18 protein-coding genes are annotated in these 21,704 nt (G+C 60.9%); 14 read left to right on the forward strand and 4 right to left on the reverse strand.

Annotated features, from left to right (window positions below):
* Positions 1 to 19: 19 nt before the first annotated feature.
* The gene (gene rsgA / locus J2Y86_RS20495) at positions 20 to 1,051 is read right to left on the reverse strand and encodes a small ribosomal subunit biogenesis GTPase RsgA (RefSeq protein WP_150632404.1); all 1,032 of its coding nucleotides are present in this window, start codon (positions 1,049 to 1,051) and stop codon (positions 20 to 22) included.
* A gap of 107 nt (positions 1,052 to 1,158) precedes the next feature.
* Here rsgA and orn point away from each other — a divergent pair, with 107 nt between their 5' ends.
* Together orn and J2Y86_RS20505 are read left to right on the forward strand one after the other, a co-directional pair.
* Positions 1,159 to 1,701, forward strand: a complete 543-nt coding sequence (orn, locus tag J2Y86_RS20500; RefSeq protein ID WP_008035288.1) for an oligoribonuclease — start codon at positions 1,159 to 1,161, stop codon at positions 1,699 to 1,701.
* A gap of 229 nt (positions 1,702 to 1,930) precedes the next feature.
* Positions 1,931 to 2,542 (forward strand): trimeric intracellular cation channel family protein, encoded by a 612-nt coding sequence (locus tag J2Y86_RS20505; RefSeq protein ID WP_017336246.1) that lies wholly within the window; start codon positions 1,931 to 1,933, stop codon positions 2,540 to 2,542.
* Here J2Y86_RS20505 and queG read toward each other — a convergent pair.
* Positions 2,524 to 3,603, reverse strand: a complete 1,080-nt coding sequence (gene queG, locus J2Y86_RS20510) for a tRNA epoxyqueuosine(34) reductase QueG (protein WP_253435532.1) — start codon at positions 3,601 to 3,603, stop codon at positions 2,524 to 2,526. The two genes, J2Y86_RS20505 and queG, sit on opposite strands and share 19 nt — an antisense overlap.
* A 63-nt stretch (positions 3,604 to 3,666) precedes the next feature.
* Between queG and J2Y86_RS20515 the strand changes: the two genes are divergently transcribed.
* The 12 genes from J2Y86_RS20515 (at position 3,667) to J2Y86_RS20570 (ending at position 18,666) form a co-directional block, all read left to right on the forward strand.
* Positions 3,667 to 5,166, forward strand: coding sequence for an NAD(P)H-hydrate dehydratase (locus tag J2Y86_RS20515; protein ID WP_253435535.1), 1,500 nt, complete (start codon positions 3,667 to 3,669; stop codon positions 5,164 to 5,166).
* Positions 5,154 to 5,624: a tRNA (adenosine(37)-N6)-threonylcarbamoyltransferase complex ATPase subunit type 1 TsaE gene (gene tsaE, locus J2Y86_RS20520; protein ID WP_253435555.1), complete on the forward strand. Its 471-nt coding sequence runs from the start codon at positions 5,154 to 5,156 to the stop codon at positions 5,622 to 5,624. Before J2Y86_RS20515 ends, tsaE begins: the two co-directional genes overlap by 13 nt.
* A 48-nt stretch (positions 5,625 to 5,672) precedes the next feature.
* Entirely contained in the window at positions 5,673 to 7,052 is a 1,380-nt protein-coding gene (locus tag J2Y86_RS20525; RefSeq protein WP_437180691.1) for an N-acetylmuramoyl-L-alanine amidase, read from the forward strand.
* Positions 7,049 to 8,959: a DNA mismatch repair endonuclease MutL gene (mutL, locus tag J2Y86_RS20530; protein ID WP_301308769.1), complete on the forward strand. Its 1,911-nt coding sequence runs from the start codon at positions 7,049 to 7,051 to the stop codon at positions 8,957 to 8,959. The genes J2Y86_RS20525 and mutL overlap by 4 nt, the downstream gene beginning before the upstream one ends.
* Entirely contained in the window at positions 8,959 to 9,930 is a 972-nt protein-coding gene (gene miaA / locus J2Y86_RS20535; protein ID WP_084319340.1) for a tRNA (adenosine(37)-N6)-dimethylallyltransferase MiaA, read from the forward strand. Before mutL ends, miaA begins: the two co-directional genes overlap by 1 nt.
* A 94-nt stretch (positions 9,931 to 10,024) precedes the next feature.
* Entirely contained in the window at positions 10,025 to 10,285 is a 261-nt protein-coding gene (gene hfq / locus J2Y86_RS20540) for an RNA chaperone Hfq (RefSeq protein ID WP_007902656.1), read from the forward strand.
* A gap of 12 nt (positions 10,286 to 10,297) precedes the next feature.
* Positions 10,298 to 11,599 (forward strand): ribosome rescue GTPase HflX, encoded by a 1,302-nt coding sequence (gene hflX, locus J2Y86_RS20545; protein ID WP_253435558.1) that lies wholly within the window; start codon positions 10,298 to 10,300, stop codon positions 11,597 to 11,599.
* A 96-nt stretch (positions 11,600 to 11,695) separates the two neighbouring features.
* Positions 11,696 to 12,865, forward strand: a complete 1,170-nt coding sequence (hflK, locus tag J2Y86_RS20550) for an FtsH protease activity modulator HflK (protein ID WP_253435561.1) — start codon at positions 11,696 to 11,698, stop codon at positions 12,863 to 12,865.
* Complete coding sequence (gene hflC / locus J2Y86_RS20555) at positions 12,865 to 13,734, forward strand: protease modulator HflC (protein ID WP_059405812.1); 870 nt, start codon at positions 12,865 to 12,867, stop codon at positions 13,732 to 13,734. Before hflK ends, hflC begins: the two co-directional genes overlap by 1 nt.
* Positions 13,735 to 14,048: 314 nt before the next feature.
* Entirely contained in the window at positions 14,049 to 15,236 is a 1,188-nt protein-coding gene (locus tag J2Y86_RS20560; protein WP_253435564.1) for an ATP phosphoribosyltransferase regulatory subunit, read from the forward strand.
* A gap of 55 nt (positions 15,237 to 15,291) precedes the next feature.
* Positions 15,292 to 16,581, forward strand: coding sequence for an adenylosuccinate synthase (locus J2Y86_RS20565; protein ID WP_253435567.1), 1,290 nt, complete (start codon positions 15,292 to 15,294; stop codon positions 16,579 to 16,581).
* Positions 16,582 to 16,731: 150 nt separating this feature from the next.
* The gene (locus J2Y86_RS20570) at positions 16,732 to 18,666 is read left to right on the forward strand and encodes a methyl-accepting chemotaxis protein (RefSeq protein ID WP_253435570.1); all 1,935 of its coding nucleotides are present in this window, start codon (positions 16,732 to 16,734) and stop codon (positions 18,664 to 18,666) included.
* Between the two features lie 123 nt (positions 18,667 to 18,789).
* On the opposite strand, the gene J2Y86_RS20575 is transcribed toward J2Y86_RS20570, so the two are convergent.
* Both J2Y86_RS20575 and J2Y86_RS20580 read right to left on the reverse strand, forming a co-directional pair.
* Positions 18,790 to 20,355 (reverse strand): ABC transporter permease, encoded by a 1,566-nt coding sequence (locus tag J2Y86_RS20575; protein ID WP_253435573.1) that lies wholly within the window; start codon positions 20,353 to 20,355, stop codon positions 18,790 to 18,792.
* The gene (locus tag J2Y86_RS20580) at positions 20,355 to 21,365 is read right to left on the reverse strand and encodes an extracellular solute-binding protein (protein WP_253435576.1); all 1,011 of its coding nucleotides are present in this window, start codon (positions 21,363 to 21,365) and stop codon (positions 20,355 to 20,357) included. The genes J2Y86_RS20575 and J2Y86_RS20580 overlap by 1 nt, the downstream gene beginning before the upstream one ends.
* Positions 21,366 to 21,704 lie beyond the last annotated feature (339 nt).

Below are 21,704 nucleotides of genomic sequence, written 5' to 3' on the forward strand. Positions count from 1 at the left end.
CCACAGGTTTCGTGCCGGTCTAGTAACTGCTCTCCGGCAGACTCGCGATGATCGAGCGGTAGCTGTTCATCCGTTGCTGCTGCACGCGGCCTTCTTCCAATGCCTTGAGCAATGCGCAACCGGGTTCGCGGTCGTGCTTGCAGTCGCGGAAACGGCAGGTGCCGATCAGGTCGTTGAACTCGATGAAGCCGGCTTCGACGTCGGCGCGGCTGACGTGGCCCAGGCCGAATTCACGGATACCCGGGGAGTCGATCAGCTCACCGCCACCGGGGAAGTGGAACAACCGCGCGGTCGTGGTGGTGTGAGTGCCCTGGCCGGACAGCTCGGACAGCGGGCCGACGCGGGTTTCGACTTCCGGCAGCAGGCTGTTGACCAGCGACGACTTGCCGACGCCGGACTGGCCGACGAACACGCTGATGCGACCGTCCAGTTGTTCCTGCAGTTGCTCCATGCCATTGCCATGGTGCGCCGACACTTCCAGAACCGGATAACCCAGCGTGCGGTAAACCGCGAGCAGGGCATTCAGTGCCGGGGCGTTTTGTTCGTCGATCAGGTCGAATTTGTTCAGCAGCAGCAGCGGCCGAATGCCGGCGTGCTCCGCCGCGACCAGGTAGCGGTCGATCAGGTTGGCGTGAGGCTCGGGCAGCGGCGCGAAGACGATGACGATCATGTCGACGTTGGCGGCTACGGGCTTGAGCTGGCCACGGCTGTCCGGACGGCAGAGTTCGGTCTTGCGCGGCAGTTGCGCCACGATCACACCGATGCCCTGGTTGCCGGCACGCCAGACCACCTGATCGCCGGTCACCAGCGCTGGCAGGTTGGCGCGCAAGTGGCAGCGGAACACCTGGCCGGCCAAATCGCCATCGAGCGCTTCGACTTCGACCTGCACACCGAAGTGCGCGATCACCAGGCCGGTCTGTTCCGGGCCCAGGTCGCCACCCTCAAGTGCCTCGACAGCCGAGGACTCGCGTTTGGCGGCGCGGGCAGCGCGTTCGCCCTGAATCTTTTCGATGCGCCAGTTTTGACGACGATTGAGTTGGCGTTTGGCCATGGGTGTTCCGTATCAAGAATGCAGCGATTAGGTAAAACGGCCGCGAGTTTAGCACGCCCCGCCACTTGCCTAGGCTAAACTGCGCAGCATTGCCTAGGAGCCGACACATGCAAAACCCGCAGAATCTGATCTGGATCGACCTGGAAATGACCGGTCTGAACCCTGATACCGACGTCATCATCGAAATGGCCACTATCGTCACCGACAGTGATCTGAACACTTTGGCCGAAGGGCCGGTGATCGCGATCCATCACAGCGATGAAATCCTCGCCGGCATGGACGAGTGGAACACCCGTCAACACGGCGGCTCGGGCCTGACCCAGCGCGTTCGCGACAGCCGCATCAGCATGGCCGAAGCGGAAGCCGAGACCATTGCCTTCCTGGAGAAGTGGGTGCCGAAGGGCAAGTCGCCGATCTGTGGCAACAGCATCTGCCAGGACCGTCGCTTCCTTTATACGCACATGAAATCCCTGGAAAGCTTCTTCCACTACCGCAACCTCGACGTCTCGACCCTGAAAGAACTGGCCGCTCGCTGGGCGCCGGACGTGCGCGACAGCTTCAAAAAAGGCAGCACCCACCTGGCCCTGGACGACATCCGCGAATCGATCGCCGAGCTGCAGCATTACCGCAAGCATTTCATCAAGTTCTGATGTTGCCGGGCCTTTGTGGCGAGGGGATTTATCCCCGTTGGATCGCATAGCGGTCCCAAAACCGGTGGCCGCGGTGTGTCAGGCGTACCGCAGGCCATGGTTTTACGACTGCTGCGCAGCCGAAGGGGGATAAATCCCCTCGCCACAGGGTATCAGTGCTTTCTCTTGCCCTCTTTTGGTGCCGGAACTAAATGGCTAGACTGCGCGCCTTCCTGCAAGGACCGCCACCATGTTGCTGATGCTTTACCTGATCGCCATTACCGCCGAAGCCATGACCGGCGCACTGTCCGCCGGCCGTCGTGGCATGGACTGGTTCGGTGTGGTGCTGATCGCCTGCATCACGGCGTTGGGCGGTGGTTCGGTGCGTGACGTACTGCTCGGTCACTACCCGCTGACGTGGGTCAAACACCCGGAATACCTGGTGCTGACATCGATTGCCGCCATGTTCACGGTCTTCGCTGCGCGCTGGATGCGTCACTTGCGCTCACTGTTTCTGGTGCTCGACGCCGTAGGTCTGGTGGCGTTCACCCTGATCGGCTGCATGACTGCCCTGGAAATGGGCCACGGCATGCTGGTGGCCTCGGTCAGCGGCGTGATCACCGGAGTATTCGGCGGCATCCTGCGTGACATCTTCTGCAACGACATCCCGCTGATCTTCCGCCGCGAGCTCTACGCCAGTGTGTCGTTCGCGGCGGCGTGGTGTTACATGCTGTGTCTGTACCTGAACGTGCCGGGAGAACAGGCAATTCTGATCACCCTGTTCGGCGGCTTCCTGCTGCGGTTGCTGGCGATCCGTTTCCACTGGGAAATGCCGAAGTTCGTTTATAACGACGAAGCCTGACGTTCGGCGTGTTGCTTCAACGCCCATTCCACATGCTCGCGAACCAGCTCCGACGGATACTCGCGTCGCGCCTTCAACGCTTCCAGCACCGGAATGCTCGACGGCGCATTCCCCAGGCCCACCGCCAGATTGCGCAACCAGCGCTCGTAACCGGCGCGGCGTAATGGCGAGCCCTCGGTGCTGCTGAGGAATTTGTCCTCATCCCACATGAACAATTCGGCCAGTTCGGCGTTGTCCAGGTTGTGTCGTGGCTTGAAGTCGCTTTCGCCGGACGGGCGGGCGAAGCGGTTCCATGGGCAGACGATCTGGCAGTCATCGCAGCCGAAGACCCGATTGCCGATCAATGGACGCAAGTCTTCGGGAATCGCGCTTTTCAGTTCGATGGTCAGGTAGGAAATGCAGCGCCGGGCATCCAGCACATAAGGACCGACAAAGGCGTTGGTCGGACAGATGTCGAGGCACGCGGTGCAGCGCCCGCAATGTTCGGTGCTGTGTGGCGGGTCAACCGGCAGCGGCAGGTCGACAAACAGTTCGCTGAGGAAGAAGTAACTGCCGGCCTTGCGATTCAAGACCAGCGTGTTTTTGCCGATCCATCCAAGGCCTGCCTGTTCAGCGATGGCTTTTTCCAGCACCGGCGCACTGTCGACGAACGCACGAAAGCCGAACGGCCCGATCTCGGCCTGAATTTTATCGGCGAGTTGTTGCACGCGTTTACGGATCAATTTGTGGTAATCGCGGCCCAAGGCATAACGCGAGACGTAGGCTTTTTCAGGTTGAGCCAGGAGCTTGGCCATTTCAGTGTCGCCCGGCAGGTAATCCATGCGCAGGGAAACCACGCGCAAGGTGCCGGGGACGAGTTCTTCCGGGTGCGAGCGTTTGCTGCCATGCGCGCCCATGTAGTCCATTTCGCCGTGGTAGCCGGCCGCAAGCCAGCGCTCCAGGTGCTGCTCATGCTCGGCCAGATCCAGGCCGCTGATGCCGACTTGCTGAAAGCCCAGCTCGCGGCCCCAGTCCTTGATGGATTGGGCGAGGGCGGGCAGGTCTGTGGTAATTGCGGGCATGAGGCGAGAGAAACCGGAGCTGAGGTGCGTATAATTCTGCCAGACATCGGAGCCCGAAGACGCATGCCGCACACTAAAGATGATTTACCCGACGCGCTGTACAGCGCCGCGCAAGTGCGAGCCCTCGATGCGAGCCTGATTGCGGCGGGTACACAGGGCTTCGAATTGATGCAGCGTGCGGCGCGGGCGACCTGGCGTGCGTTGGTCCGGCAGTGGCCGACGGCCAACGAACTGACGGTGGTCGCCGGTCACGGTAACAATGCCGGCGATGGCTATCTGGTGGCGGTTCTGGCCCGACGTGCCGGCTGGCATGTGCGCGTGTTGGCGGCCGGGGATCCCCAGCGTTTGCAGGGCGATGCCGGGCTGGCCCACGCCGAGGCGCTGTCCGAAGGCGTCGCCATTCAAGCCTGGAGCGCGCAATCCGGGTTGCGCGGTGTCGTGCTGGACGCCTTGCTGGGCACCGGTCTGACAGGCGAGGTGCGAGAGCCTTACGCCAGTGTCATCGCCGCGATCAATGCCAGCGACCTGCCGGTTGCCGCCGTGGATATTCCTTCGGGGCTGTGTGCCGATACAGGACGCGTGCTGGGCGTGGCCGTTCGGGCGGATATGACCGTGACTTTCATTGGTTTGAAGTTGGGTCTGTTCACGGGCGAAGCGGCGGACGTGGTGGGTGAGTTGGTTTTCAATGATCTGCAGGCATCCCCCGAGTCGTTCAGCGGGGTTGCCATCAGTGCACGTCGCCTGACGGCCGTCAATTTGCCGCGTCTGGCGGGTCGCGCGCCGACTGCCCATAAAGGCAAATTCGGCCATGTCTTGCTGATCGGGGGGGATCGCGGTTTCGGCGGTGCCATTTTGTTGAGCGCGCAAAGTGCCCTGCGCAGTGGCGCCGGCATGGTGTCGGTCGCCACCCGCAGCGAGCATGTGCCGGCTGCACTGGCGCGAATCCCCGAAGCCATGGTACTCGGCACTTCGTCAGCCAATCAGTTGATGGGATTGCTGCAAAAGGTTTCCGTGCTGGTAGTGGGGCCGGGCCTCGGGCAGGCTTCGTGGGGGCGCAGCCTGTTGTCGGCGGCGGCCAATGCACCGTTGCCGCAGGTTTGGGATGCCGACGCGCTGAACATGCTGGCCGAAGAACGTGTGAGCTTGCCCAGCGACTGCGTGATCACCCCGCATCCGGGGGAGGCGGCGCGGCTGCTCGGGATAAGTACCGCTGAGGTTCAGGCCGACCGTCCGTCCGCCGCTCACGCATTGAGCAAAAAATACACCGCCGTAGTGATTCTAAAAGGCGCCGGCAGCCTGATCGCCAGTCCGGACGGGCGCCTGGCGGTGTGTCATCAAGGCCATCCGGCCATGGCCACCGCCGGTTTGGGCGATGTGCTGGCGGGACTGGTTGGCGCATTGCTGGCGCAAGGCATGAATGCCTTCGACGCCGCTTGCCTGGCGGTCTGGCTACACGCCAATGCCGGTGCGCAACAAGGTAAATCGGGCCGTGGGCTGGCGGCCAGTGATCTGATTCCAGCCATTCGTCAGTTGTTGGAGGAGCAAGCGCCGTGTCTGAAGTAACCCTGTACCTGGCTGATGAAGAGGCGATGACCGCCTTTGGCGAGCGCATCGCAAAAACCACTCAAGGGCACGGTCTGATTTTTCTGGAAGGGGATCTGGGGGCGGGGAAAACCACGTTGTCGCGGGGCATCATTCGCGGACTGGGGCATGTCGGCGCGGTGAAAAGTCCGACCTTCACACTGGTCGAACCCTACGAGATCGGCGACATCCGCGCCTTCCATTTCGATCTCTATCGCTTGGTCGACCCGGAAGAGCTGGAGTACCTCGGTATCCGCGACTACTTCGAAGATGACGCGTTATGCCTCATCGAGTGGCCCGAAAAGGGTGCAGGCTTTTTGCCAAAGCCCGACCTGACCATTACCATTAGCCCGCAAGACAGCGGGCGTTCGCTGAAAATTTTGTCCCAGGGCTCGCGTGGCGAGTCGTGGTGTGCCGCTTTGGCATTGGAATCCAATTAGATGATGGGGTCAGGTATGCGCTTTCGCGCGATGGTAGCTGCCGTAGGGATGTTGTTTTTGGCGGTGACCGTCGACGCTGTGGCTGAAACAAAGGTCAACAGCGTTCGCCTGTGGCGGGCGCCGGACAACACACGGTTGGTGTTCGACCTGACCGGGCCGGTGCAACACAGCGTTTTCACCCTGACATCCCCGGACCGGCTGGTGATCGACATCAATGGTGCGACCCTCGGCGCACCCTTGAACGTCAATGCTTCGAATACGCCAATCACCGCCATGCGCTCGGCCCAACGCACGCCGACCGACTTGCGCGTGGTCATCGACCTGAAAAAAGCCGTCACGCCCAAAAGCTTTACCCTGGCGCCAAACGCCCAGTACGGCAATCGCCTGGTGGTCGATCTGTTCGATAACGCGGCCGACGCCGCGCCGATCCCGCCACCGACCAACGTAGCGACGGTCGCCCCGGTTCCGGTCACCCCGGTAGACCCACCGGTCAAGCTGCCGCCCGCTCCGGCCGGCAAGCGCGACATCATCGTGGTCATCGATGCCGGCCACGGCGGTGAAGACCCGGGCGCCTCCGGCTCGCGCGGCCAGCGTGAAAAAGACGTGGTGCTGGCCATCGCTCGAGAATTGCAGCGTCAGGTCAACGGCATGAAAGGCTTCCGTGCCGAACTGACCCGCACCGGTGACTACTTCATCCCGTTGCGCGGCCGTACAGAAATCGCCCGCAAGAAGGGCGCCGACCTCTTCGTCTCGATCCACGCCGACGCCGCGCCTTCGGCGGCTGCGTTCGGTGCGTCGGTGTTCGCCTTGTCTGATCGCGGCGCCACGTCGGAAACGGCCCGTTGGCTGGCCGACAGTGAAAACCGCTCCGACTTGATCGGCGGTGCCGGCAACGTCAGCCTCGACGACAAGGACCGCATGCTCGCAGGCGTTCTGCTCGACCTGTCGATGACCGCGTCCCTGACCTCCAGCCTGAACGTTGGGCAAAAAGTACTGAGCAACATTGGTCGCGTGACGCCACTGCACAAACAACGGGTGGAGCAAGCCGGGTTCATGGTGTTGAAGTCGCCGGACATCCCGTCGATCCTGGTGGAAACCGGGTTCATCTCCAACGCCAACGAAGCGTCGAAGCTCGCGGCGGCCAGCCACCAGCAAGCGCTGGCACGCTCGATCAGCAGCGGCGTGCGTCAGTTCTTCCAGCAGAATCCTCCGCCGGGCACTTACATCGCCTGGTTGCGTGATTCCGGCAAGATCGCCCAGGGACCACGGGATCACCGGGTCAGCCCGGGCGAGACCCTGGCGATGATTGCCGTGCGTTATCAGGTGTCCCCGGCCACCTTGCGCAGTGCCAACAACCTGAAGAGTGACGAACTGAAGATCGGTCAGACCCTGACCATTCCCGGCACTGAACTGGCGTCCAAAGAATGAATCAGGCCGTGATCAATAGCGCTCGCATCGAGCTGCTCAGCCCACGACTGGCGAACCAGATTGCCGCCGGCGAGGTGGTTGAGCGCCCGGCTTCGGTAATCAAGGAGCTGCTGGAAAACAGTCTCGACTCCGGTGCCAAACGTATCGATGTCGATGTCGAGCAGGGCGGCGTCAAGTTGCTGCGGGTCCGCGACGACGGCAGCGGCATTTCTGCCGATGACCTGCCGCTGGCCCTGGCGCGCCACGCCACCAGCAAGATCCGCAACCTGGAAGATCTTGAACAGGTCATGAGCCTCGGGTTTCGCGGTGAAGCACTCGCCTCGATCAGCTCGGTGGCGCGCCTGACCTTGACGTCCCGCACCCGCGATGCCGATCAGGCGTGGCAGGTTGAAACCGAAGGCCGGGACATGGCGCCTCGCGTGCAGCCAGCCGCGCATCCGGTGGGTACATCGGTGGAAGTGCGCGACCTGTTCTTCAACACCCCGGCGCGACGCAAATTCCTCAAGACTGAAAAAACCGAATTCGATCACCTGCAAGAAGTGATCAAGCGTCTGGCGTTGGCGCGCTTCGATGTGGCGTTCCATTTGCGCCACAACGGCAAAACCATCCTCAGCCTGCACGAAGCCCACGATGATGCGGCCCGCGCCCGGCGTGTGGCGGCGATTTGCGGTTCGGGTTTTCTCGAGCAGGCGCTGCCGATCGAGATCGAACGCAATGGTCTGCATTTATGGGGTTGGGTTGGCTTGCCGACGTTCAACCGCAGTCAGGCGGACTTGCAGTATTTCTTCGTGAACGGCCGTGCCGTGCGCGACAAACTGGTGGCCCACGCGGTACGCCAGGCGTATCGCGACGTGCTGTTCAACGGCCGGCATCCGACGTTCGTGCTGTTTTTCGAAGTCGACCCGGCAGGCGTCGACGTCAACGTGCACCCGACCAAACACGAAGTGCGCTTCCGTGACGGACGCATGGTCCACGATTTCCTCTACGGCACCCTGCACCGCGCCTTGGGCGATGTGCGGCCGGATGATCATCTGGCGGCGCCGGTGGCAACGGCCATTGTTCGACCGACCGGCCTTGATGCGGGTGAGTTCGGTCCGCAAGGCGAAATGCGCCTGGCGGCCAATGCGCTGCTGGAGCAGCCTCAGGCACAACCGTCGTTCAACACCGCTGCGGGTTCCGGCGCTGGCGCCGGTTATCAGTATCAGTACACGCCGCGCCCTCAGTCGGGTGTGCCTGCGGCTGAAGCCCAGGCCGCGTATCGTGAGTTCTTTGCGCCGTTGCCAGAAGCCAATGCGGTCGCGCTTCCGGCCGGGCAGGACGATATTCCCCCGCTGGGTTATGCGCTGGCGCAGCTCAAAGGCATCTACATTCTTTCGGAAAACGCTCAGGGCCTGGTGCTGGTGGACATGCACGCGGCGCACGAGCGGATCATGTACGAACGCCTGAAAATCGCCATGGCCAGCGAAGGCCTGAGCGGCCAGCCGCTGTTGGTGCCGGAATCCTTGGCCGTGAGCGAGCGCGAAGGCGATTGCGCCGAAGAAAACGTCGCATGGTTCCAGCGTCTGGGCTTTGAGTTGCAGCGTCTGGGCCCGGAAACACTGGCCATTCGGCAGATTCCAGCCTTGCTCAAGCAGGCGGAAGCCAACCGGCTGGTCAGCGATGTGCTGGCCGATCTGATGGAATACGGCACCAGCGACCGAATCCAGGCCCACCTGAACGAATTGCTCGGCACCATGGCCTGTCACGGCGCGATTCGGGCGAATCGGCGTCTGGCCCTGCCGGAAATGAACGGTCTGCTGCGTGATATGGAAAACACCGAACGCAGCGGTCAATGCAACCATGGCCGACCGACCTGGACCCAATTGGGCCTGGACGATCTGGACAAACTGTTCCTGCGCGGTCGTTGATGAGCCAGCTCCCTCCTGCGATTTTCCTGATGGGCCCGACCGCAGCGGGCAAGACCGACCTGGCCATCGAGCTCACCAAAGTCCTGCCTTGCGAGTTGATCAGTGTCGATTCGGCGCTGGTCTATCGCGGCATGGACATCGGCACCGCCAAGCCTTCGAAAGAGATTCTGGCCGAATTCCCCCACCGTCTGATCGACATTCTCGACCCGGCAGAGAGCTATTCCGCTGCGGATTTCCGCCGTGACGCCCTCGAGGCCATGGCCGACATCACCGCGCGCGGCAAAATTCCGCTGCTGGTGGGCGGCACAATGCTCTATTACAAGGCTTTGGTTGAAGGTCTGGCGGACATGCCGGCCGCCGATCCTGAAGTCCGCGCGCAGATCGAAGAAGAGGCCGCACGCCTTGGCTGGCAAGCCCTGCATGACCAACTGGCGATTATCGACCCACAATCTGCCGCGCGTATTCACCCGAACGATCCCCAGCGCCTCAGTCGAGCGCTGGAAGTTTATCGCGTCAGCGGTCAGAGCATGACCGAGCTGCGACAGCGACAAAGTGCGCAAAGTACTGAAGCAGCCGCTTCGGGACTGCAACAATTGCCCTATACTGTCGCGAACTTGGCCATTGCTCCGGCGAATCGCCAGGTACTGCACGAGCGAATTAAACAAAGATTCACTTTAATGTTGGAACAGGGATTCATTGACGAGGTCGTAGCCCTGCGTGAGCGAAGTGACCTGCATTCAGGGTTGCCGTCTATACGTGCGGTAGGCTACCGACAAGTCTGGGACTACCTGGATGGCAAGCTGACGCAAGCCGAGATGCAGGAGCGTGGAATCATTGCCACGCGCCAATTGGCAAAGCGTCAGTTCACCTGGCTGCGCAGCTGGGCTGATTTACACTGGTTGGACAGCCTGGATTGCGACAATCTGCCGCGCGCCTTGAAATACCTGGGGACCATCTCCATATTGAGCTGAGTCCTTGCAATTGCCGTCTATCCTTGGGGGTGTGACGGCCACAAGCCATCTGTTTACCTATTTTTTATATTGAATCCTTAAAGGAGTGCGGCACATGTCAAAAGGGCATTCGCTACAAGACCCTTACTTGAATACTTTACGTAAAGAGAAAGTGGGGGTTTCCATCTACCTGGTCAACGGTATCAAGCTGCAAGGCACGATCGAGTCTTTCGACCAGTTCGTTATCCTGCTGAAGAACACCGTCAGCCAGATGGTTTACAAACACGCTATCTCTACAGTGGTGCCGGTTCGTCCAATTCGTCTGCCTAGCGCAACCGAATCCGAGGCAGGCGACGCTGAGCCAGGTAACGCCTGATAGGAGTCTCCTTTGTTCTTTGAGCGCCACGGTGGTGGTGAGCGAGTGATCCTCGTTCACTTGGATGGACAGGACCCTGAGGCGCGCGAAGATCCGCAGGAGTTTCAGGAATTGGCTAATTCGGCCGGCGCCGAGACCGTTGCGTTTTTTAACGTGCCGCGTCATCGGCCAACCGCCAAATTCCTGATCGGTAGCGGCAAGGTCGAGGAGCTACGCGACCTGGTCCATGCCGAAAAGGCAGATCTGGTGATTTTCAATCACATCCTCACGCCCAGTCAGGAACGTAACCTCGAACGTGTTTTCGAGTGTCGCGTGATCGACCGCACCGGTCTGATTCTCGATATTTTCGCCCAGCGCGCCCGTACCCATGAAGGCAAGCTCCAGGTAGAACTGGCCCAGCTTGACCACATGAGCACCCGGCTGGTTCGTGGCTGGACTCACCTTGAGCGTCAAGGTGGCGGTATCGGCATGCGTGGCCCGGGTGAAACCCAGCTGGAAACCGACCGCCGCTTGCTGCGGGTTCGCCTGCGACAGATCAAGGGCCGGCTGGAAAAAGTGCGCAGCCAGCGCGAACAGTCGCGACGTGGTCGTACGCGTGCGGATATCCCTACCGTGTCTTTGGTGGGGTATACCAACGCCGGTAAATCCACACTCTTCAATAACGTGACGAAATCCGACGTGTACGCGGCTGACCAGTTGTTTGCCACGCTGGACCCGACCTTGCGCCGTCTGGAACTGGACGACCTGGGGCCGATTGTCCTGGCTGACACGGTGGGTTTCATTCGCCACTTGCCCCACAAGCTGGTCGAGGCATTCCGGTCTACCCTCGAAGAATCGAGCAACTCCGACCTGCTGTTGCACGTGATCGATGCGGCCGAACCGGATCGCATGTTGCAGATCGAGCAGGTGATGGTGGTGCTGGGCGAGATTGGTGCCCAGGACTTGCCGATCCTCGAGGTCTATAACAAACTCGATTTGCTTGAAGGTGTTGAGCCGCAAATCCAGCGCGACGCAGACGGCAAGCCCCAACGGGTCTGGCTGTCGGCGCGTGATGGCAGTGGTCTGGAGTTGCTTGAGCAAGCCATTGCCGAGTTGTTGGGCAGTGAGTTGTTTATCGGTACCTTGCGCTTGCCGCAACGATTCGCTCGACTGCGTGCGCAGTTCTTCGAACTCGGAGCGGTGCAGAAAGAAGAACACGACGAAGAAGGTGTCAGCTTGCTGGCCGTTCGATTGCCGCGCTCGGAGCTCAATCGGCTGGTCAGCCGTGAAGGCGTTGTGCCGACAGAGTTCATCGAGCAACACACTTTGCAATAAAAGCCTGAGAAAGCGGTTGTGCCGTGGTGACAGGCATTCTGTAGCATTGGTCGGCGCGCCGTGGGTGCGTCTTTGCTTTATCAGATGGAGAGCGCTATGGCTTGGAATGAGCCGGGTGGCAACTCGAATAATCAGGATCCTTGGGGTGGCAAGCGCCGCAATAACGGCGACCGCAAGGGACCACCGGATCTCGACGAGGCCTTCCGAAAGCTGCAGGAAAGCCTGAACGGGTTGTTCGGTGGTGGTAAGAAACGCGGTGATGACGGCGGTGGTTCGGGCAGGAGTGGCGGCTTCGGCGGCTTGCTCGGCATCGGCCTTGTCGTGCTGGCGGCCGTTTGGCTGTACAGCGCGGTCTACGTCGTCGACGAGCAGGAGCAAGCCGTGGTGCTGCGCTTCGGCAAGTACTACGAAACCGTTGGCCCGGGTCTGAACATCTATTTCCCGCCGCTCGATCGCAAGTACCTGGAAAACGTCACGCGTGAGCGTGCCTACACCAAGCAGGGTCAAATGCTGACTGAAGACGAAAACATCGTCGAAGTGCCGCTGACCGTGCAGTACAAGATCAGCAACCTGCAGGACTTCGTGCTGAGCGTTGATCAGCCGGAAATCAGCCTGCAGCACGCGACCGAAAGTGCCTTGCGCCATGTGGTGGGTTCCACCGCGATGGATCAGGTGCTGACCGAAGGTCGTGAATTGATGGCCAGCGAGATCAAGGAGCGTCTGCAACGCTTCATGGACACCTATCGCACCGGTATCACGGTCACCCAGGTCAACGTTCAGAGCGCAGCCGCACCGCGTGAAGTGCAGGAAGCCTTCGATGACGTGATCCGCGCCCGTGAAGACGAGCAGCGTTCGCGCAACCAGGCTGAAACCTATGCCAACGGCGTCGTGCCGGAAGCCCGTGGTCAGGCCCAGCGCATCATCGAAGATGCCAATGGTTACCGTGACGAAACCGTCTCGCGCGCCAAGGGTGAGGCCGATCGTTTCACCAAATTGGTCAGCGAGTACCGCAAGGCCCCTGAAGTCACCCGTGAGCGTCTGTACCTGGACACCATGCAGGAAGTCTTCAGCAATACCAGCAAGGTTCTCGTGACCGGCAACAAGAATGGCCAGAGCAATCTGCTGTACTTGCCGCTGGACAAGATGGTCGAAAGTGGTCGCAACACCAGCACGACAGTGACTGGCGCGACAGCCACCGGCAATGAAGCGAATGTGCGTGCAGCCGATCTGCAGCAACAGCAAGCACGTACCAGGGAGAGTCGCTGATGAGCAATAAATCGCTGATCGCCCTTATTGTCGGCGTCGTCGTGGCGATCGCAGCCTGGAACTGCTTCTACATCGTGGCTCAGACCGAGCGTGCGGTGCTGCTGCAGTTCGGTCGCGTGGTTCAGGCCGATGTTCAGCCGGGCCTGCATGTGAAAGTGCCTTACGTTAACCAGGTGCGCAAATTCGACGCACGCCTGATGACGCTGGATGCACCGACACAACGCTTCCTGACGCTGGAAAAGAAAGCCGTCATGGTCGATGCCTACGCCAAGTGGCGCGTGAAAGATGCCGAGCGCTTCTACACCGCAACCTCCGGCCTCAAGCAGATTGCTGACGAGCGTCTTTCCCGTCGTCTGGAGTCGGGCCTGCGTGACCAGTTTGGTAAGCGCACGCTGCACGAAGTGGTGTCCGGTGAGCGCGATGCGCTGATGACCGATATCACGGCGTCACTGAACAAGATGGCGGAAAAAGAGCTGGGCATCGAAGTCGTCGATGTTCGGGTCAAGGCCATCGATCTGCCGAAAGAAGTGAACCGCAGCGTTTTCGAACGCATGAGTTCCGAGCGTGAGCGTGAAGCTCGCGAGCACCGCGCCAAGGGTAACGAGCTGGCGGAAGGCATTCGTGCCGACGCCGATCGTCAACGCCGCGTGTTGCTGGCTGAAGCCTATCGTGAATCCGAAGAGGTTCGCGGTGATGGTGACGCCCAGGCCGCTGCGATCTACTCCAAGGCCTACGGCCAGGATCAGGAGTTCTACGGTTTCTACCGTAGCCTGCGCGCCTACCGTGAAAGCTTCGCGAACAAATCCGACGTCATGGTCCTCGACCCAAGCAGCGACTTCTTCCGTTACCTGGAAAAAGCCAAGCCTTGATACGACGTTGACCTGAATCATCCCCCGCCTGGCGGCTAAAGCCTCGGGCGGGGTGATCCTTTGGGAAAACGTGTGTATGATGCGGCAGCCGGGAAATTCCCGGCTTTTTTGCGTCTGCACGTTTGATTGCTGTTGTTTATGCAGGCGCCCGAGTTGAATGACTCGACAGTTTTTCGAGGAAAGTGATTGGCGAAGCTTGTTTTCAGGCTCCTCGCCGCGTTGTTTATGCGTGGCTTGTAACAAAGCCGATCATTTTCTGCTTCACTCAAGGCTCGCCCATAGGCTTGCCGCCCGGACCATAGGGGAATGGCGTAATGGCAACGGTAGACCGCTGGCTGCTGCCAGATGGCATCGAAGAAGTACTGCCACCGGAAGCGGCGCGCATTGAAGTCGCGCGTCGTCAGGTGTTGGATCTGTTCCAGAGCTGGGGTTACGAGTTTGTCGTGACTCCCCATATCGAGTACCTGGAATCCCTGCTGACCGGCGCGGGCCAGGACCTCGATCTGCGTACCTTCAAGGTCATCGATCCGCAATCGGGCCGGCAAATGGGTTTCCGTGCCGACATCACGCCGCAAGTGGCGCGCATCGATGCGCACACCCTGCGCCGTGAAGGTCCGAGCCGCCTGTGCTATGCCGGCAGCGTGCTGCACGCTCAGCCGCGTGCCTTGTCGTCCTCGCGCAGCCCGATTCAACTGGGCGCCGAGTTGTACGGCGATGCCAGCCCGAGCAGCGACGTGGAAGTCATCAGCCTGATGCTGGCCATGCTGCAACTCGCCGATGTGCCGGATGTGCACATGGATCTCGGTCATGTCGGCATCTACCGCGGCCTGGCCCGTGCGGCCGGTTTGTCCGGTGAAGTTGAACAACAGTTGTTCGACGCATTGCAACGCAAAGCCATCGACGAGGTCATTACCTTGACCGAAGGTTTGCCTGCCGAGCTGTCGGGCATGCTGCGAGCGCTGGTTGACCTGTGTGGCGGTCGTGAAGTCCTTGAGGCTGCGCGCGTACGTCTGGCCAATGCGCCGGCGCCAGTGTTGGCGGCACTGGACGATTTGCTGGCGATTGCCGAGCGTCTGTCCACGCGTTTCCCGGAATTACCGCTGTATTTCGACCTGGGCGAGTTGCGCGGCTACCACTACCACACGGGTGTGGTGTTCGCAGTGTTCGTACCGGGCGTTGGCCAGTCGATTGCCCAGGGCGGTCGTTACGACGACATCGGCGCCGACTTCGGTCGCGCGCGTCCGGCAACCGGTTTCTCTACCGATTTGAAAACCCTGGTGACCCTGGGGCGTGCTGAAGTCGAGCTACCGTCTGGCGGTATCTGGATGCCTGACAGTACGGATGCGGCACTCTGGCAGCAGGTTTGCCAGTTGCGCAGTGAGGGTCAGCGTGTCGTTCAGGCATTGCCTGGGCAACCTTTGGCCGCCGCCCGTGAAGCGGACTGCGACCGGCAATTGATTCAGCAGAACGGGCTGTGGCAAGTCTCGCCACTGGCTTCTTGAGTTTTCCTGCCGGCCCGTGGCCGGCACCAAGTTTGCGCGAATGAGGACAAGTGTTATGGGTAAGAATGTCGTAGTCCTGGGCACCCAATGGGGTGATGAGGGCAAAGGCAAGATCGTTGATCTGCTGACCGAACATGCTGCCGCCGTAGTGCGCTACCAGGGTGGCCACAACGCTGGTCACACCCTGGTGATCGATGGCGAAAAAACCGTCTTGCACCTGATTCCGTCGGGCGTGCTGCGCGAAGGCGTGCGGTGCCTGATCGGCAACGGCGTGGTGGTTGCACCGGACGCCTTGCTGCGCGAGATCGTCAAGCTGGAAGAGAAAGGCGTACCGGTGCGTGAGCGCCTGCGTATCAGCCCGTCCTGCCCGCTGATCCTGTCCTTCCACGTTGCACTGGACCAGGCCCGTGAAAAAGCCCGTGGCGAGCTGAAGATCGGTACCACCGGTCGCGGCATCGGCCCGGCCTACGAAGACAAGGTTGCGCGTCGTGGCCTGCGTGTTGGCGACCTGCTCAACATGCCGCGCTTTGAAGACAAGCTGCGTGAACTGGTGGATTACCACAACTTCATGCTGGTTGGTTACTACAAAGAGCCTGCCATCGAGTTCGAAAAGACCCTGGCCGAATGCAAAGAATACGCTGAGCTGCTCAAGCCGCTGATGCTGGACGTGACGGCCGAGTTGCACGACCTGCGTCGCGCCGGCAAAGACATCATGTTCGAAGGCGCCCAAGGCTCGTTGCTGGACATCGACCACGGTACCTATCCGTACGTGACCAGCTCCAACACCACCGCTGGCGGCGTTGCTACCGGTTCGGGTGTTGGCCCGATGTTCCTGGACTACATCCTGGGCATCACCAAGGCTTACACCACGCGTGTAGGTTCGGGTCCATTCCCGACTGAACTGTTCGACGAAGTCGGTGCGCACCTGGCCAAACAAGGTCACGAGTTCGGCGCGACGACTGGCCGTGCCCGTCGCTGTGGCTGGTTCGACGCTGTCATCCTGCGTCGCGCTATCGATGTGAACAGCATCTCGGGCATCTGCCTGACCAAGCTGGACGTACTCGACGGTCTGGAAACCATCAACATCTGCGTCGGCTACAAAGATGCAGAAGGTAACGATGTTGCCCCGACTGACGCTGACAGCTACGTGGGTCTGCAGCCAGTGTACGAAGAAGTGCCGGGCTGGACCGAGTCGACCGTGGGTGCCAAAACCCTGGAAGAGCTGCCAGCCAACGCTCGTGCCTACATCAAACGCGTCGAAGCGCTGATCGGTGCGCCGATCGACATTATTTCGACGGGTCCGGACCGCAACGAAACCATCGTTCTGCGTCATCCGTTCGCTTAATAAGTCGTTGATGTAAAAAGCAAAGGGCCCTTAATCGGGTCCTTTGTCGTTTATGCCTGTTGGACGGCATGACCTTTGCTGTGATCTTCATTAAGAGCATGTCTTCTGGCGTGCCATCAATTTAATGGCGTTAAAGCAGAGGGATATCAAGTGTCGGCGGTTCTCTCATTGTTACAAAGCCGTCTATTACGGCCCGTGTTCGTTACCCTTGGTATCGCCCTTTTGGTGCAGGTGCTGGTGGCTGTCGCTCTGACTCGGAGCACAGTGACTGCATTGGAAGCCGATCTGGGTGTGCGTCTGGGAGCGGACAGCCAAAAACTTTCTGGTGAACTTGAGCAGGCGGGGCGTGAAGTCTCGTCGAGCCTCGACAACCTCTCCACCAGCACACGTCAGCGCCTCACGGCCGGTTTGACCTCGCGACTGAAGGACGAACAGGCACAGCTGCGTGCCACGCTGGAGAAGGACCTGAAGGACTCCGCCAATGATATGGCGCAGCTTCTGGCCTCGGTCGCGCCCCGCGCCATGTGGGACAGCGACGTCCCGACCCTCTCCGAATTCGCCCGCCGGGCCCAGCGCAATCCCAGCGTGCTGTTCGTCGTCTATGACGACGCAACGGGGCAGCACCTGACGCGCTACCTCAATCGCGAAAACCCGATCAACAAGGCCCTTCTGGAGAAAGGCCAGGGCGAGCGCGCGCTGGACAAAGTGCTGGATGCAGCGAAGAACGATCCTTCGGTCTACTACCTCGAAGCCTCGATCAACCCTAATGGCGTGGAAATCGGCAAGGTTCTGATGGGCGTTTCCACCGCCTCGGTAGAAACCGATCTGGCAGCGCTGGACAAGCGCTTCTCGGCGCTGATCGCCAGCAGTGATCAACTGGTCGGCGACAGCCTCAAGGGCGCAGCCGCTGACAGCGCCACGGCGATGCGGGCGCGCCTGACCTCTGCTCAGTCCACCGCCTCTGAAATGAAAGCCAACACCACCAGCACAGTGCAGGAAGCCGCGGCGACCTTGCGCTGGCGTATCGGCATGGGCCTGGCGCTGGTGGGTTGCGGCGTGTTGCTGTTGCTGGCGGTGGTCTTGGGTCGTCGAGTGGTTAACCGCTTGAAGATGCTGATTGCCGCGATGGACGACCTGGCGGCAGGCGAGGGTGATCTGACCAAGCGCGTGCAGATCAACAGCAAGGATGAAATCGGCGACATGGCCTCGGCGGTCAATCGCTTTGTGGATAAGTTGCAGCCCATCGTGCGTGAAGCGGGCGATGTGGCCCAGCGCACGGGCGTTGAAATTGGCGCCATGACCCTGCGTAACGCCGGTGCCGATGCGGCGGCGGGCATGCAGCGTGACGAGGTTGCCGAGAGCCTGCGCGCGTTGTCGCAAATGGCTGATGAAGCGCAATCTGAAAGCCATGCGATGCAGGCGGCCTTGCAGCAGGTGGTGGACATCCGTTCGGCCACCGATGAAAACACCCGGACCTCGGCGAAAGTCGGCAGCCTGATCGAAGCGTTGGCCGGGCAGGTCGATACCGGTGCGAAAGTCATCGAGCGACTGGCGCAGCAGAGTGAGCAGATTGAAGTGGTGTTGACCGTGATTCACGGGATCGCCGAGCAAACCAACCTGCTGGCGCTGAACGCGGCCATTGAAGCGGCGCGTGCCGGCGAGACTGGTCGCGGCTTTGCCGTGGTGGCGGACGAGGTGCGAGCGCTGGCGAGCAAGACTCAAAGCTCCACGGGCGACATTCAGGCGCACATCGTGGCGTTGCAGCAAGGTGCGCGTGAGGCGGTTGCCGCGATCGGTCAGGCCGGGCGTCAGGCCAGCGAAGGTTTGCTGGTGTTGCGCGACAGTGCGCGGTTGCAGCAGTCGGTGCAGGTGTCGGTCGAGCAGGTGCATGCGGCGATTGGTCTGGCGACGCAGGCTGCGGCGCATCAGGCGCAGGGCGCGCAGGCGGTGCGGGGTCGGGTTGAAACCATTCATGCACAGGCTGAGAAAGCGGCTCAGGCGGTGGTGGAGACCACGGCCAGCGGCAAAGTGCTGGATGGCTTGGCGGCGCAGTTGAAGGCGAGCCTGGGGCAGTTCAGGGCCTGAAATGCGGTGTCTGTGCTGGCCCCTTCGCGAGCAAGCCCGCTCCCACATTTGATCTCTGGTGCTCACCAATTGTGAGTCCACAGCAGATCCAGTGTGGGAGCGGGCTTGCTCGCGAAGGCATTCTCAGCGGCTCAAATACATCCGGGTTGTTAACAGGTAAACAGGCAACCCCGACACCAATATCAACAACGCCGCATAAGGCGCCGCCGCCGCGAACTCCACGTTCGCGGTATGCGCCCAGACCTCTGTCGCCAGCGTATTCAGCCCGGTCGGACTCAGCAGCAGCGTCGCTGTCAGTTCCTTCATGGCGTCCAGAAACACCAACGCAAACGCCGCGCCCAGCGCAGGGAAAATGATCGGCAGCGTCACCCGGCAAAACGCACTGAAGGATGACGCCCCCAGTGTTCGAGCCGCCTCCTCCAGCTGCGGCGCGGCCTTGTTCAACGCCGTACGAATCGGCGCCTGAGCCAGTGGCAGAAACAGCAGTGCATAAGCGATCAGCAACAACGCCGACGTCTGGTACAGCATCGGCACATAATGCAGCGCGAAATACACCAGCGTCAGTGCAATCACCAAGCCTGGCAGCGCATGCAGCAGATACGGCAATCGCTCGGCCCAGATCGCCAGTTGACCTTTGTAGCGAACGACCAACAACCCTACCGGCACGGCCAGGATCAGACACAGCGCAGCACCGCCCAGCGACAACGCCAAGGATGAAAACAATGCCTCGCTGATCGCCGCCACCGGAAACGCCGCCGACGAACCGACCGCCAGCCAGTACGCCAGCATTCCCAGTGGAATCCCGCTACCGATGATCGCCAGCGCCAGGCAGTAGGCTTGTCCGGCGACAGCCCAGGGCCCTAATCGAACCTGTTCCGCGTGGCGCGCGGCGCCCTGGCCGGTGCGCACATGTCGACCTTTGCCGCGCACTCGCAGCTCCAGCCACAGCAGCATCAGACAAAGCGCCAGAAGCACGGCCGAAAGCATCGCCGCGTTGGCGTTGCTGAATTCCAGTTCGAATTGCTGATAGATCGCCGTGGTGAACGTCTGCAAGCCAATGATCGACAGCGCCCCGAATTCCACGAGCATGTGCAACGCAATCAGCAACGAGCCGGCGAGCAACGACGGCCAAAGCAGCGGCAGCGTAATTCTGAAAAACACGCCCCAGCGGTTGTGCCCAAGTGTCCGTGCGGACTCTTCGAGAGAAGGGTCAAGATTGCGTAGCGTCGCCGCGACCGGCAAAAAAATCAGCGGATACTTGGACAGGGTCATCACCAGAATCGCCCCGCCCAAACCTTCGAAGTGCGCACTCAGCGAGACCCAGGTGAAGCTGCTGACGAAGGCCGGGACCGCGAACGGCAAACACAGAATCACGCCCCACAAGCGCCGCCCCCGCAGGTTGCTGCGCTCGAGCAGCCAGGCCAGCGACAAGCCGATCACTCCGCAGGCAACCGTCACGCCGACCATGAGCGCCAGGGTGTTGCGCAGCAGGCCGAACACGTAAGGCCGCCACAACAGATGCAGTGCTTCGGCCCAGCCCGCCTGCCAGGTCTTGAGTCCGACGTACGCCAGCGGCAAAAGACTGAGCACCACCAGCAGCAAGACCGGCAGCAGCAGCCAGATCGATGGCCGCTTGCGCCGTGGCACATAACCCCCGCGCAAGACGGGGGCAGATAACGATGCGCTCATCAGTTCAGGCCAACGTCACGTTCCAGGTCCAGGGCTTCTTCGGCGTTGCCGAGGTCGGCTGGCGTGACGTTCGGTGCTTCAAGCTCGCTGAACGGCTTGAGGCCGCGATCCGATTGCATGCCTTTGTGCAGCGGGTACTCGGCGGTGGTCTGGGTGATCACGCGCTGGCCTTCTTCGCTGGCCATGTAGGCGAGGAATTGCTGGGCTTCCTTTGGGTGTTTGCTGGATTTCAGCACGGCGGCACTGGAAACAGTGATCAACCCACCGACGTCACCGCCGGTGAAGTAATGCAGTTTCGAATCGAGCTGGCCTTTTTCACGCTGCAAGGCGAACCAGTAGTAGTTGTTGACCAGCACGGTAGCGACTTCGCCGTTTTCCACGGCTTTCAGCGCAACCATGTTGTTGCTGTAGGTCTTGCCGAATGCGCGCAGGCCGGTCAGCCATTCTTCCGCTGCGTCCATGCCATGCACTTTGATGATCGCCACGGCTTGTTCCTGAAACGCACCGCTGGTGGGCACAAAGCCAACCTTGCCTTGCCATTTCGGGTCGGAGAATTCCATCACCGATTTCGGCAGGTCTTTTTCATCGATCAGCTTGGGATTGAACGCCACCACGCGGACCCGCGCAGTGATGCCGATCCAGGTGCCGTTGCCGGCGACGTAGTCTTTCGGCAGGACGGCGAGGGTCGCGGCATCGGTTTGTGCCAGCAGGCCTTGTTCGCCAAGTTTGTTCAGCGGTGGCGATTCTTCGGTGTAGATCACGTCGGCGGGGGAGCGATCGCCTTCTTCGACGACCTGGCTGGCGAGCTGGTTGCTGCTGCCTTTGCGCACATTGACGTGGATGCCGGTCTTGGCCTCAAAGGCCTTGGCGACCGCGTCGCCGACTTCCTTGTGTTGGCCGTTGTAGAGTGTCAGGGAAACTGGATCAGCAGCCTGGGTGAGGGGAGTAGCGAGTGCCAGGCCGAGCAGGGTGAAGGTCAGGCCGCGGCGCAGGGTATTTCGAAACATCATTCGCAGGGTTCCTCACTGTCGCATTGCAAAAACTTGCAACAATGATAAACGATATTGTTTCTCATGTGCGCCTTGCGGGGCGCGGATGTCTTTGCTAGAGCGGCTGGCCTGCGCCGCTCTTGTGGGGTAAAGAGCTTTTGTGGCGAGGGGCTTGCCCTCGCTGGGTCGCGAAGCGGCCCCATCATTTTTTCTGCTAAACCGTATTTTCAGGTTTGACGACTGCTTCGCAGCCGAATGGGGGCGAGCCCCCTCGCCGCAGGTGCAATGTTGTTCTTGAGTTTTTCAGGATGCCAGAAACGCAAAAACCCGCTTTCGCGGGTTTCTGTGAAATTTCAGAGT

Origin of the sequence: Pseudomonas migulae, from assembly GCF_024169315.1 — a bacterium.
Taxonomy (GTDB): Bacteria; Pseudomonadota; Gammaproteobacteria; order Pseudomonadales; family Pseudomonadaceae; genus Aquipseudomonas; species Aquipseudomonas migulae_B.